Annotated in this window: 10 protein-coding genes; all 10 read right to left on the bottom strand. The window is 71.3% G+C overall.

The window, feature by feature from the left end; translation table 11 throughout:
• Positions 1-18: 18 nt before the first annotated feature.
• Genes EUA93_RS08065 through EUA93_RS08020 form a run of 10 tightly spaced genes read right to left on the bottom strand, consistent with a single transcriptional unit; the run spans position 19 to position 12,355 of the window.
• On the bottom strand, positions 19-1,053 hold the full coding sequence (locus EUA93_RS08065) for a GNAT family N-acetyltransferase (protein WP_129399655.1): 1,035 nt from the start codon (positions 1,051-1,053) through the stop codon (positions 19-21).
• Entirely contained in the window at positions 1,050-1,991 is a 942-nt protein-coding gene (locus tag EUA93_RS08060) for a DegT/DnrJ/EryC1/StrS family aminotransferase (protein WP_207208630.1), read from the bottom strand. Before EUA93_RS08060 ends, EUA93_RS08065 begins: the two co-directional genes overlap by 4 nt.
• Positions 1,992-2,014: 23 nt before the next feature.
• Positions 2,015-2,812, bottom strand: coding sequence for a GNAT family N-acetyltransferase (locus EUA93_RS08055; RefSeq protein ID WP_129399653.1), 798 nt, complete (start codon positions 2,810-2,812; stop codon positions 2,015-2,017).
• On the bottom strand, positions 2,809-4,635 hold the full coding sequence (locus EUA93_RS08050) for a sugar transferase (protein ID WP_129399652.1): 1,827 nt from the start codon (positions 4,633-4,635) through the stop codon (positions 2,809-2,811). Before EUA93_RS08050 ends, EUA93_RS08055 begins: the two co-directional genes overlap by 4 nt.
• Before the next feature lie 3 nt (positions 4,636-4,638).
• Positions 4,639-6,009, bottom strand: a complete 1,371-nt coding sequence (locus EUA93_RS08045) for an O-antigen ligase family protein (protein ID WP_129399651.1) — start codon at positions 6,007-6,009, stop codon at positions 4,639-4,641.
• Positions 6,006-7,310 carry a lipopolysaccharide biosynthesis protein gene (locus EUA93_RS08040; RefSeq protein ID WP_129399650.1) on the bottom strand — a complete coding sequence of 435 codons (1,305 nt, stop codon included), beginning with the start codon at positions 7,308-7,310 and terminating at the stop codon, positions 6,006-6,008. Before EUA93_RS08040 ends, EUA93_RS08045 begins: the two co-directional genes overlap by 4 nt.
• A 5-nt stretch (positions 7,311-7,315) precedes the next feature.
• Positions 7,316-8,431: a non-hydrolyzing UDP-N-acetylglucosamine 2-epimerase gene (wecB, locus tag EUA93_RS08035; protein ID WP_129399649.1), complete on the bottom strand. Its 1,116-nt coding sequence runs from the start codon at positions 8,429-8,431 to the stop codon at positions 7,316-7,318.
• Positions 8,428-9,471: an SDR family NAD(P)-dependent oxidoreductase gene (locus EUA93_RS08030; RefSeq protein WP_242497285.1), complete on the bottom strand. Its 1,044-nt coding sequence runs from the start codon at positions 9,469-9,471 to the stop codon at positions 8,428-8,430. Before EUA93_RS08030 ends, wecB begins: the two co-directional genes overlap by 4 nt.
• Positions 9,468-10,622: a DegT/DnrJ/EryC1/StrS family aminotransferase gene (locus EUA93_RS08025; RefSeq protein ID WP_129399648.1), complete on the bottom strand. Its 1,155-nt coding sequence runs from the start codon at positions 10,620-10,622 to the stop codon at positions 9,468-9,470. Before EUA93_RS08025 ends, EUA93_RS08030 begins: the two co-directional genes overlap by 4 nt.
• Positions 10,619-12,355 (bottom strand): polysaccharide biosynthesis protein, encoded by a 1,737-nt coding sequence (locus tag EUA93_RS08020; protein WP_129399647.1) that lies wholly within the window; start codon positions 12,353-12,355, stop codon positions 10,619-10,621. Before EUA93_RS08020 ends, EUA93_RS08025 begins: the two co-directional genes overlap by 4 nt.
• Between the last annotated feature and the right edge of the window lie 134 nt (positions 12,356-12,489).

Genomic DNA, 12,489 nt, shown 5'->3' with positions numbered 1-12,489 from the left:
ACCACCGGGCGACGGTGGTCAGGGGGACCGGTAGGCCGGGAAGAAGCGCGGGTCCACGTCCGGACGCAGGGCGCGCAGGCGCTCGTAGGTGTCGGTGGACGACGTGAGCCGGACGCCGTGGAAGGCCACCACCCCGTCGGGGTCGAAGGCCCGCTTGTAGCGGAAGATGCCGTCCCCCGGCTGGTAGCCGCCGCCCAGGACGTAGCCGGTCAGCCCGCTCCCGGCCGCGTGGTCGATCACCGCGTGCTTGAGGAGGTCGTTGGGCGCCATCGGGAAGGCGTCGGCGTGGGTGCCACCGAGGAACGAGTAGCAGCGGGTGTCGCTCCTGAGCACGAGCTCGGTCGAGACGACGCGACCCTCGAGGTCGCGCACGTCGGCGACCCAGTAGGACCCGGCGAGCCGGTCGCGGATGCCCTCGAAGTACGCGGCGTCGAACCAGTAGCGACCGTCGGCACCGCGCCGGTCCATCGTGCCGTGGTAGACCGACACGAACTCCGCGACGTCCCCGAAGTCGTCACGGACCTCGACGCGCAGGTCGTGGCGGCGCGCCTTGTTCACGTTCTTGCGCACCTTGCGGTCGTAGTGCTGCCAGCGGTCCTCCGGCTCCCTGTCCAGCGACACGACGACGTTGTCGGTGAGGTGGACGGCTTCGTAGCCGCCGGCCACGTCGTCCGGGGGCAGGCGCACCCCGAGGGAGGCGCGCACGAAGCCTGTCAGGACGTGCTCGTCGCGCATCCACCCCCGCAGCGCCGCGAAGAACGCCGCCAGGTCGGGTTCACCCGTGACGAACGGGCCGCCGTAGCCGTAGGGCGACACGGCGTCCGTCCAGTCCCCCTCGAGGTCCTGGAGGCCCGGGCCACTCGGCAGCGGGCGCAGCAGCAGGGGCAGCAGCACCTCGCCGCCGGCGTCGCTCCAGCAGACGCCGACCACCCGCTCGCCGGGTCCGGCGGTGAGGCCGAGGTAGGAGGGGTGCGCGAACGGCTCCCGACCGGTCGCCTCCCACAGCCGGTGCCACTCGGCCGACCCCGGCACCTCGATGCGCGGCGCCGTCATCGTGCCGGCAGGGACGCCAGCGCCCGGGAGAAGCTGTCGACGAGACCGGGATAGTCCTCCGGTGCGACGTCCTGGTGGACGGGGAAGTTGATGATGTGCCGGGACAGGTCCACCATCGCCTCGTGCTCGTGCAGCTCGGCGATGAGCGTGTGGTAGAGGCTCACCATCCCGTAGCCGTCGGCGTTCATCGAGGCGTACACGTGGTCGCGGTTCTCGCGCCCCGGACCGAGGATGCGCGCCGGAAGCGTCTGGGGCGCGTCGTCAGCGTCCAGGTGCGGCCACATGAGCTCGAAGGCCGCGCCGTGCTCGGGCATCGCCTCGAGCAGGGCCGTGAGCGTGCGGAAGTTCTCCTGCCGACGTCCGGCGATCGAGAGGGCGTCGTGGTCCAGGACGTGCCGCGCCAGCTCGCGCGCGGTCTCCTGCTGGCCGGTGATCCGGGCGGGGTTGCGATAGGCGATCATCCCGCCCTGCGCCTGCGGCATCGGCAGCATCTTGTGCAGCGAGTAGAGCGAGACCTCGCCCGTCCGGCCTGCCGGTCCGCCCAGGACGTGCGTGAACCACGCGTGCGCCAGGTCCTCGAGCAGGAGCGCGCCGTGCTCGTCGGTCAGCGCGCGGACGCGCTCGATCGAGCGCTCCGTCCTGCCGAAGTAGTGGATGACGACGACCACGTCGTAGTGCTGGTCGGACAGGCACCGCTCGAGGGAGGCGAGGTCGACGGCGAGGTCGTCGCCCAGGTCGTAGAAGCCCGGCTCCAGCCCCAGACCGCTGACGGGGTCGAACACGCCGCTTCCCTCGTTGGCCGACCATCCGATGAACGCGGGGAGCAGGATGCGACGTGGGGACGACCGCCACACCTCCGGCTGTGCCAGCAGGTCCTGCATCCCCTCCCGGGCCGCGCTGTAGAACAGGCACGGGGTGGAGAACCCGGTCGGGTCCACGGCCGTCTTGCTGATCCCGGTTGTCACATCGGCTCCCATCTCGTGCGGACATCGCTGGCTGTCATCCTGATCGAGCGGTTCACCTGCCGGAGCGGGCCGATGTCGCTGGGGGGCGGCTCGTCGCCCTCGAGCGTCACGAGCACCTCCGAGAGCTCGGGCAACTCGTCCACCACCGCCGCCAGCACCGCCGGCTGCAGGAGGAGCGCGGGGTCGGGGCAGCGCAGGACCGACCGGCTCGGTCGCGCGAGGGGCATGATCGCGTCGTCGACGGCGACCGCGAGCTCCGCGAAGCCGTACGTGTCCAGCCAGGCGGTGGCCGCGTGCAGCCCCTGCACCCGTGTGCCCGCTGCGGCGCGACGCGCGCGGGGGAGGTCGGCCACCCACCACGTGGTGGTCGCGACGGACTCGAACCCCAGTCGGTCGTAGAGAGCCCGGGCCGACGCGTTGTCGTCGAACACGTCGAGCTGCATCGAGACCACGTCGGGGTTCCGGTGCAGGTAGTCGCGCAACAGCGTCCCGGCGACACCCCGGCCGCGCGCGGGCTCGGTGACGCAGACGTACGACAGGTGTGCGGTGCCGGGGTCGACGACCTGGAGGTCGACGAAGCCGATCCGCCCGTCCTCGTCGGTCTCGGCCACGAGGAAGCTGCGCCCCGGGAACGCGGCGGGGTGGGAGAGCACGACCTCCCAGAAGCGGTCGATGCCGGGCTGCGCCGAGATGAGGAAGGGGTGCAGGCGGGACGCGAACGACGCGCGGCTGACCTCGGCGAGCCAGCCGACGTCCGTAGCGACGGCCGGCCTCACCCGCACGTCCGACGTCATGACGGGGCTCCCGCGCGACTCCGCCTCGCGTCGTCGAGGTTCTGCATGATCGACTCGGGGTCGGCCACCGCGCCCGACCTGCGGAACACCCCGACGACCGTCTCGGCGATGACGCGCAGGTCGAACCAGGGCGAGATCTTCTCGACGTACTCGACGTCCATCGCGAGGCGCTCGTCCCACGAGGCCAGGTTCCGGCCGCGCACCTGCGCCAACCCCGTGATCCCCGGCCGGACGTCGAGGCGTCGCCTCTCCGACTCGGTGAAGAACTCCGTGTAGCGGGTGAGCAGCGGCCTGGGGCCCACGAGGGACATCTCGCCGCGCAGGACGTTGACCAGCTCCGGCAGCTCGTCGAGGCTCGTCAGCCGCAGGAACGTGCCGAACTTCGTCAGCCGCTGGCTGTCGGGCAGCAGCTCTCCGTCCTCGTCCACGGCGTCGGTCATCGTGCGGAACTTCACCATCGTGAACGGCTCGCCGTGTCGCCCGGGCCGCTCCTGGCGGAAGATCACCGGGGTGCCCAGCTTGCGCCTGACAGCCACGGCGACCACCCCCATCGGGAGGGCGAACACCGACAGGGCCGCACCCGACCCGACGATGTCGGCGACACGCTTGGTGCGCTCGAAGCGGTGCCGGGAGCGGCTGCCCCGGTCGAGCACCTCGACGAGTCGGCCGGCACCCACCGCCAGGGAGAGGTTCTCCTGGTAGAAGTCCTTGCCGCGCGTGCCCATGGCGGCCAGGTCGTCGGACGGGAGGGCCGCCAGCCGACGCACCGCGTGCGCAAGCGCGGCAGGGTCCTCGGGCTCGAAGCAGACCCCGGCACCGGCGTCCTCGACCATCTGCGTGGCGTCACCGGACACGCCCATGAGGATCGGCTTGCCCGCCACCATGTAGGCCTGCGTCTTGGACGGGACCGTGATCTCGAAGAGCGGGTCCTTGCGGAGGTGCACGAGCAGCGCGTCGGCGGAGGCGAGCACCTCGCCGATCTCGGACGGAGGACGACGCGGGAGGAACGTGACGTTGGTGATGCGCTCGTCCCGCACGCGGGACGTCAGGCGCTCGACCTCGATCCCGCCCCCGACCATCACGAACCGCACCGCATCGGACTGCAGCAGCACCGCCGCGTCCAGGACGGTGTCGAGGGCCTGGGCCTTGCCCATCGTGCCGGCGAACACGACCGTGAAGGGTCCGCCGTCCGGCGCAGGTGCCGCCGCGCCGGCGATGTCGTCCTCGTAGGTCCAGGTGGGGATGACGGTGATCTTCTCGTCGGGCACGCCGCGCTCGCGCAGCCGCCCACGGAACCCCTCCGAGATCACCACCACCTCGCTGGCCAGGCGGTAGACCCACTTCATCCCGGCACCGACCAGGCCCAGGGCGCCGCCCGAGGACACCATGCCCGTGGAGGAGAGGGTGTCGGGCCAGAGGTCGTGCACGTCGTAGACGAACGGCACGCCACGCAGCACCCGCAGTGCCATCGCGGGGAGGGCGATGGTGCCGGGCGGGTGGTAGACGTAGGCCACGTCGGGACGACGCGCCACGAGTGCCGCCAGGGCGGCCGAGACGGCGAACGTGCCGTAGTTCATCAGGCGGCGCACGCCCGAGCCGTCGTGGCTGGGGTAGAGCGCCACGCGCGTCACCGGCACTCCGTCGACCTCGGTGCGCTCGAACGGACGGATGCGGTAGCCGTCGTAGACCCGGCCGCCGGGGTAGTTGGGGAAGCCGGTGAGCACCTCCACCTCGTGGCCCAGGCGCTGCAGCTCCTTGGCGAAGAGCAGTCCCTTGAAGGTGGGCTCGGGGTCGAACCACTGCGTGACGAGAAGGATGCGCACGGGTCAGCTCCTCCCGGACGGCTCGTACGACTCCACGCCCGCCGTGGCGTCGCCCGAGCGGACGACCAGGCGATCGAGCTCGAGCTGGCGGGCCGCGGCCCCCAGGACGAGCATGATCGCGACCCCCGTCCAGGTCTGGCTGATGTAGAGCTCGGTGAGCCCGGCGGGGATCAGGGCCATCAGGAAGGCCAGGACGGCGCCGTAGAAGGGGTTGAACTCGGCGGGATCGCTCCTGATCCACCGCCAGAACAGCAGCCAGGACGTCAGCGCCAGGAACGCGACCAGCAGGAGAAGTGCGGGCAGCCCGCCACGGATCCCGAAGTCGAGGTACTGGTTGTGCGAGGGGAAGAGCCGGTCGAAGTTGGCGACGGCTCCGCCGACCAGGTCCGAGCCGTGGGTCCTGAACGCGTCACCCACGAACGGGTTGCTCGCGATGCGTTCCGACGACTCCTCCGCCAGCGCGATCCGGTCGCTGTCGGAGGCCTGGAGGTCGTTGAGGCGGGTGCGCTGCTCGGTCAGGCCGACGGTGACGGTCGCCGCTCCCACGGCACCGAGCACGACGGCGGTCACGACGGCAACCCCGACCCGGCGACGCCACGTCAGTCCCCGGAAGTGGCAGAAGAAGATCGAGGCGACGAACGCGACCACGACCATCAAGATGCCCGCGCGCGACCACATGACGGGCAGCAGGCAGAGGCAGCCGACGATCGTGGCCACGGAGAGGACCCGGTCGGTGCGGACGTGGGCGACCGCCAGGGCGATCGCGAGGGCCACGAGCGCGGGGAAGTAGGCGCGGTACTGGGGGAACGGGTCCTCGAGGGCGATGGAGGAGTAGTAGGCGTTGTCGATGCCGCCGTCGAGGAGCGTGTAGCCGAGGGCGATGACGACCACCACCAGCACTCCCACCATGACGGCACGGGCCACCGTGCGTGGCGCGGGCGACACCCGGTAGGCGGCGAGCCAGGCGACCAGCGGGACGATGGTCTGGACGAAGAACACCAGGCCCACGAGCCCCGCGCCTTGGGAGAGGCCCCACGCGATGGAGATCGTGAAGCCCAGCACCATCAGCAGCACGAGGACGGGAAGCGGGCGGCGCAGGCTGGGTCGCCTCCGCAGCAGGCCCACGACCGCGAGCACCGCGACGAGGGGGAGCACGAGGTGCAGGCGGCTGCCCGCGGCGTCGGGCTCCCCGAAGCCCGTGACGAGCTGGAACACCGGCATCGTCCGTTGCGCGGCGTCGACGAAGAGGGGCAGCACGGCGATGAGGAACACCGCGCCGACCAGCCGGTCCGCACGCGTCGACACCTCCCCGTCCGGCTCGTGCCCGGGACGCGGGTGGGCGTCGGTCGTCGAGTGCTTCGAGAGGTCGCTCACGGGTGCTCCAGATTCTGCCGTCGGGACCGTGCTGGCCCTCCGATGGTCACGTACGAGGTGATCCCCGCCCCACGGCGGAGGGTGATGGCCATGGCGAGCCCGAAGGCGCAGATGGCGATCGACCATCCGGCCGCTGCACCGGCCGCGCCCCAGCGCAGGCCCAGCAGTGTCTCGACGAGCACGGCACCGGGCAGCGTCACGCTGAGCGCCACCATGGCATGGCGCTCGAAGCCGGTAACCAGGGGCAGGATCGAGGCGGGACCGAGCATGACGGCCCCCACCTGCCCGACCACCAGGATCATCAGCACCGTGGCTGCGCCGCCGAAGCCGGGGCCGAAGAGCGACACGACCAGCGGTGCGGCCACCACGAGCCCGACGCCGGCGACCAGGGCGATCACCGACGCACGGACGTTCAGCACGCGCAGCTCGGCGTTCGTCTCGGCCAGCCGGTGGTTGGCGACGTGGGCGGCGATGACCGGCAGGCCCGCCGTCAGCTGGATCGTCGGGACGAGGGCGATGAGGGTGGGGAACCTGGCCGCGGCGCCGAACCAGGCGACGTCGGTCTGCGTCGCGACGACCATCAGCACCGCGATCGGCGACCAGGTGAGCAGGTAGAACATCAGCGACGAGGTCATCATCGCCCCGAGCGAGGCGATCGACGGGCGCGCGACGGCCGACGCGTGGGCGTCGGCCTGCCAGACCGGGCGCGCGGCGACGAAGGCCCACGCGCAGACCACGACCCACGACCCGGTGAACGCCAGCGCGACCCGTGTCGGGTCCGCCGTCCCGGTCAGGCCCAGCACGACCGTGACGGCGGCGGCGATCCCCTGGGCCAGGCCGAACTCGGCGAAGGCTCCCCGACCGCTCAGGCCGCTCGCCCGCAGCAGGGCGGATGCCAGGACGCCGAGGCTCTGGAACGGCACGGACAGGGCGAACACGACGTAAGCCGTGCGGTCGTCCGGCGACGCCAGGAGCAGCGCTGCGACCGCCACCGCGCTGCAGCCGACCGAGCCGAGCAGGCACACGCGCAGCAGGTAGGGCCAGTGCAGCGCCGCCGGCGACAGCGCCCGGCTCGCGACGAGCGCGGAACCGTGGCGCAGGACGGCGTACTCCGTGCCGAAGCGGGCGAGCATCCCGAGTGCGCTCACGCCCACCACGGCGGCGTACACGGTGCCCGCGTCGTGCGGGCCGAGGGTCCGCCCGACCACCAGGCTGAAGGCGAAGGTCATGCCCAGCGCCAGGATCCTGGCGACGGAGGGGCTGCGCAGCCGGCTCGCTGCGCTGGACGGGTGCCGCGTCACCACCGTCACGACGGGTGGAGGCCCAACCAGCCCTCGTGCCGAGCGTGCGTCGAGAGGATGTAGCCGACCGTCCTGCGTGCACAGTCCGCGATCCGGTAGTCCTCGGGGGTGCGGGAGGCCCGGTCGTCGTCGGAGACGGCGAAGGCGATCGCCTCCACGACGATGTCGGGGTCGAGGCCGGTCATCAGGATCGACGCGGTGTCCAGCGCCTCCGGGCGCTCGATCGAGTCGCGCAGCGTCACCGCGGGGAAGTCCAGGAGCGCCGACTCCTCGGAGATCGTGCCCGAGTCGGACAGCACGCAGTAGGCGTCCTTCTGCAGCGCGTTGTAGTCGTGGAAGCCCAGCGGGTCGTGGAACTCCACGCCCTCGACCACCCGACCGAGCGCATCGAGGCGCTTGCGGGTGCGCGGGTGGGTCGAGACGAGGGCCGTACGACCGGTGGCGCGGACCGCGGCCTCGAGGCAGTCGAGCAGGCGGTTGAGCCGGGACGGGCTGTCGACGTTCTCCTGGCGGTGCGCGCTGACGAGGAGGTACTGGCGGGGCTCGAGCCCGAGCCGGTGCAGGACATCGGAGCCGGCGATGGCGTCGGCGTGTGCCTGCAGCACCTCCCGCATCGGCGAGCCCGTCTTGAGGATCCGCTGCGGGTGCAGCCCCTCGGCGAGGAGGTTGCGACGCGCGTGCTCGGTGTAGACGAGGTTGAAGTCGGCGACGTGGTCGACGAGCCGCCGGTTGGTCTCCTCGGGCACGTTCTCGTCGAAGGAACGGTTGCCCGCCTCCATGTGGTAGACGGGGACGTTCATGCGCTTGGCGATCACCGCGGCCAGCGAGCTGTTGGTGTCCCCCAGGATGAGCACGGCGTCGGGACGCTCCGCCAGCAGCGCCTCCTCCGTCTTGACCAGCACCCCGCCCAGGACGGTGCCGAGCGAGGTCGTGTCGACCTCCATGAAGCGGTCGGGCGCGCGCAGGCCCAGGTCGTCGAAGAACACCTGGTTGAGCGAGTAGTCGTAGTTCTGTCCCGTGTGGACGAGCACGTGCTCGACGGTCTCGTCGAGCAGCTTGATGGTCTCCGAGAGCCGGATGATCTCCGGTCGCGTGCCCACGATCGTCATGACCTTGGTCATCGTCGCGCCAGCTCCTCGTCGACCTCGGGAAGGGTGCGCAGGAGGGCCTGCGTGGCGGCGATGTCGAGGCGCTCGGTGTTGTCCGAGGCGTAGTCCTGTGCCTGGGGCACCCCGCCCGCACCCTCGGAGAAGTACTTCTCGTACTGGAGCCCGCGCGCGTCGAGCGGCACCTTGAAGTAGTCGCCCTGGTCCTCCGCCTGCATCATCTCCTCGCGGCTCAGGAGGGTCTCGTGCAGCTTCTCCCCGTGGCGGGTGCCGATGACACGGAGGTCCGCCTCGCCGTCGGAGAACAGGCCGGCGACGGCCCGGGCCAGGGTGTCGACCGTCGAGGCCGGGGCCTTCTTGACGAACAGGTCACCGGGGTTCGCGTGGAAGAACGCGTGCTCGACGAGGTCGACCGACTCGGCCAGCGACATCAGGAAGCGGGTCATCGTCGGCTCGGTGACGATCATCGGCTCGCCGGCCCTGACCTGCGACACGAAGGCCGGGATCACCGAGCCGCGGGAGTACATCACGTTGCCGTAGCGGGTGATAGACACCGTCATCTCGGACGTCGGGTTGTTGCGGGCGAAGGCCTGCGCGGTCTTCTCCATCAGCGCCTTCGACATCCCCATCGCGTTGACGGGGTAGACGGCCTTGTCGGTGCTGAGGCAGACCAGGGACCGTACGCCGGCAGCAGCGGCGGTCTCGATGACGTTGTGGCTGCCGACGACGTTGGTCTTGACCGCCTGCTGGGGGAAGAACTCGCAGGACGGGACCTGCTTGAGGGCTGCGGCGTGGAAGACGAAGTCGGCGCCGGTCACGGCGGCGCGCACGGAGTCGGCGTCGCGCACGTCGCCGAGGAAGAAGCGGACACGCTCGTCGTTGAAGGCGCGGCGCATCTGGTCCTGCTTCGCCTCGTCACGGCTGAAGATGTTGACCTGGCGCACGCCGCTCGTCAGGAGGTGTCGCGCCATCGCGGTCCCGAACGACCCGGTGCCGCCGGTGATGGTCACGCAGGTGCCCTCGAGGCTCTCGGCCGACCGGGGGGTGTCACTCACAGGTGCTCCTTGATGAACTGCTCGATCGAGTCCTCGATCCTGGTGAACTGCTCGTCGCTGAGGGCCGAGCCGCTGGGCAGCGACAGCCCGGTCCGGAAGAGGCGCTCCGCGACGCCGGTGACGTAGGCGGGGGCGTGCGCGAAGACGGGCTGCAGGTGCATCGGCTTCCACAGCGGCCGCGCCTCGATGTCGACCGCGGCCAGGTGGGCCCGGAGGTCCTCGGCGTCCCAGCCGGCCGCCTCGGTGTCCACGACGATCGAGGTCAGCCAGAAGTTGTCGTGGTCGGCGCCCGGCGACGCGTCACGCCCGTCCTCGCCGCCGAAGACGGAGATGCCGGCCACGTCCGCAAAGAGCCTCGCGTAGCGCCTGCGCCAGGTGCGGCGCCGCTCCATCATCGCGGGCAGCCGCTCGAGCTGCGCGCGGCCGACGGCGGCGAGCAGGTTGGACATCCGGTAGTTGTAGCCGACGTCGAGGTGCTCGTAGTGCACGACCGGCTGGCGGGCCTGGGTGGCGAGGTAGCGCGCCCGCGCCGCCATGTCGGGGTCGTCGCACAGGAGCGCGCCGCCGCCGGAGGTGGTCATGATCTTGTTGCCGTTGAAGGACACGATCGAGGCCACGCCGTCCTGTCCGGCCCGGCGCCCCTCGCGGGAGGCGCCGAGGGACTCGGCCGCGTCGACGAGCACGGGGACCCCGTGGCGCGCCGCGGCTGCCGAGATCGAGCGGTGGTCGGCCACCTTCCCGATGAGGTCGACCGGCACCACGGCGGCCACGCGGCTGCCCTGGCGGACCTGGTCGTCGAGCGCCTCGGCCAGCAGGTCGGGGTCGACGTTGCCGGTCTCGTCCGAGTCGACGAACACCGGCGTCGCACCGGTGTAGGTGATGGCGTTGGCGGTCGCGGCGAAGGTCATCGACGACGTGATCACCACGGTGTCGGGGCCGGCACCGAGCTGGAGCAGACCGAGGTGCAGCGCGGCACTGCCCGAGGAGAGCGCGACGGCGTGCGTCCTGCCGGTGTAGGCCGCGAGCTCGACCTCGAACGCATCGACCTCCGGACCGAGCGGCGCCACCCAGCCGGAGCGGATGGCACGCAGGAGAGCGTCCTCCTCGGCCTGGGTCACGTCGGGCGAGGACAGGTAGATCCGCTCGGTCATCGCTCTCCCGAGACGTGGGCCAGGTCGGTGAGCTCGGCCGGGTCGAGTGGCGGGACGCGAACGCTCCGGATCATCGGGTGGTCGGTCGCGGTGGCCGCCTCGGACTCCGAGAAGAGCACCTCGTGCAGCTTCTCCCCCGGGCGCAGGCCGGTGAAGACGATGTCGACGCCGCGGGCGCCCGACAACGTGATCATCCGCTTGGCGACGTCCAGGATCTTCACCGGCTCGCCCATCTCCAGCACCATCGCCGACCCCGACCGTCCCATCGAGCCGGCCTGGATGACGAGCTCGCACGCCTCCGGGATCGTCATGAAGTAGCGGGTGACGTCGGGGTGGGTCACGGTGATCGGTCCCCCGCCCTCGATCTGGGCGTTGAAGGTGTGCAGCATCGAGCCGCGCGAGCCCAGGACGTTGCCGAAGCGGACGCTGATGTACTGCCCGGACCCGCGGCTCGCCTGCCAGGCGGTCAGCTGCTCGGCGACCCGCTTGGTGGCGCCGAGGACGCTGCTGGCGTCGGCCGCCTTGTCCGTGGAGATGTTCACGAAGTACGACACGTCGTGCTCCGCCGACAGCTCGAGGAGGTTCAGGGTGCCGAGCACGTTGGTCTTCCACCCCTCGTCGGGGAAACGCTCCAGCATCGGCAGGTGCTTGAGGGCGGCACAGTGGAAGACGATCTCGGGCTGTTGCTCCTCGAACACCTTCGCCAGCGCCTTGCGGTCGCGGATGTCGACGAGGACGGTGTCCGGGCGGTCGAGCAGGCCGTGGCCGAAGATCGAGAGCTGGACCGCGTGGAGCGCGGACTCGTCACGGTCGAGCATCACCATCGAGGCCGGGCCGAAGCGGTGCACCTGGCGGGCGAGCTCGGAGCCGATCGAGCCGCCGGCGCCGGTGATCAGGACGCGCTTGCCGGTCAGGTAGCCGGCGATGTCGGTGATGCTCGTGGAGACCTGGTGACGCCCCAGCACGTCGCCGATCTCGACGGGACGGATGTCGGAGGCGCTGACGCGGCCGCCGATCAGCTCACCCAGTCGCGGCAGCACCTTGAACTCGAGCCCTGCCTCGTGGGCCTGGTCCTGGACGCGGCCGATGAACCTGCCGTTGGCGGTCGGCACGGCGAAGATCACGCCGTAGGCGTCCAGCTCCGAGGCGACCTCGGCCAGGTGCTCACCGGTGCCGACGACCGGGACGCCGCTGATCTTCAGGTGCCGCTTGCCGGGGTTGTCGTCGAGGAAGCCCACGACCGAGTCGTGCTCCGAGCGCATCAGCTGGAGCACCTGCCGCCCGGCGTCGCCGGCGCCGTAGATGAGGACCCGTCGGCCCTCGGTCGTCGCGGGGGCGCCGCGGTCGCGCAGGGACCGATAGGCGAAGCGTCCGGAGGCGGAGACCAGCAGCGCCATCGGAGGCGTGAGCACCACGACGCTGGGCGGCGCCGCTGGCGACATGACCAGCGTGGACACCACCGCGGCCACCAGCGCCACGGCGCCGAAGTGCAGGGCCAGGCCGAACGCCTCGTCGAAGGACCCCACCAGGTAGCGCCCGCGGTAGAACTTCGTGGCGTAGCCCAGCGCGACGAGGAGGACCGAGACGACGAGCCAGTAGATCGCGACCGAGTCCCACAGGACCTCCGTGAGCCGGAAGTCGTGGCGGACGCCGATCACCAGGGCCGTCGCCAGGGCCCACGAGCCGACGTCCCAGAGCGCTAGGGCCCCTCGGCGCGCGATTGCGTTGTCCATGTTCTCCCCGCCCCCGTGCGTGAAGCTATGCGGCTGCTGTCCGCCCCGGAGGGCCCAGTCATGCTAGCCGCGATGGGCTGCTGCGAGCGATTCGCGTGGGGCGACCGGCGTGTGGGCGGCCGTGCCGCACGCGC

Origin of the sequence: Nocardioides oleivorans (assembly GCF_004137255.1) — a bacterium.
Taxonomy (GTDB): domain Bacteria; phylum Actinomycetota; class Actinomycetes; order Propionibacteriales; family Nocardioidaceae; genus Nocardioides; species Nocardioides oleivorans.
Note: the sequence above shows the minus strand (reverse complement) of the source record. Positions and strands in the feature narration are given on the sequence as shown.

Bases quoted from the DNA above. Each gene is read 5' to 3' on its own strand.
- EUA93_RS08065 (WP_129399655.1), bottom strand. From the start codon at position 1,053: ATGACGGCGCCGCGCATCGAGGTGCCGGGGTCGGCCGAGTGGCACCGG.
- EUA93_RS08055 (WP_129399653.1), bottom strand. From the start codon at position 2,812: ATGACGTCGGACGTGCGGGTGAGGCCGGCCGTCGCTACGGACGTCGGC.
- wecB (WP_129399649.1), bottom strand. From the start codon at position 8,431: ATGACCAAGGTCATGACGATCGTGGGCACGCGACCGGAGATCATCCGG.
- EUA93_RS08025 (WP_129399648.1), bottom strand. From the start codon at position 10,622: ATGACCGAGCGGATCTACCTGTCCTCGCCCGACGTGACCCAGGCCGAG.
- EUA93_RS08020 (WP_129399647.1), bottom strand. From the start codon at position 12,355: ATGGACAACGCAATCGCGCGCCGAGGGGCCCTAGCGCTCTGGGACGTC.